This window comes from Limosilactobacillus ingluviei DSM 15946, assembly GCF_001435775.1.
Classification (GTDB): Bacteria; Bacillota; Bacilli; order Lactobacillales; family Lactobacillaceae; genus Limosilactobacillus; species Limosilactobacillus ingluviei.
In genome coordinates, this window is record NZ_AZFK01000079.1 from 1 (window position 1) to 375 (window position 375).

Here is a 375-nt window from a genome sequence, read left to right on the forward strand (position 1 = left end):
ACTCATCAGAAGGGTGTTTGCTCACAAGCCACGTCCTTTAGGGCGTGGTGGTTGACGAAACTGACGGGAAACAATAAAGAATTGATGATTGTTCCCGGGGCAACTCATACTGACTTGTACGATGGCGGTAATCACAACTACATTCCGTTTGCTCGCTTGGTGGATTTTTTTGCGCGTTATCTTGATGTGACGGAAGCTGAATAAGTAGCTGGGAAGAAACTAGCAACAATAAAAAAGTGATAGCAACCAACGTTTTCAGTAACGCGGTTGATATCACTTTTTTAGTTACCAGCAAATTTAAAAGTTCGATGGCTCTACTGGTACTGTACCCTGTCAAGTTGACAGTCTGAAAAAATGAAAAATTGCTAGTCTTAA

The 375-nt window shown here is 41.6% G+C and carries 1 pseudogene; it reads left to right on the plus strand.

Annotated elements, in window-relative coordinates:
• Positions 1–204, plus strand: a pseudogene (locus FC43_RS08995) (alpha/beta hydrolase); the annotation flags it as partial.
• Positions 205–375: the final 171 nt, after the last annotated feature.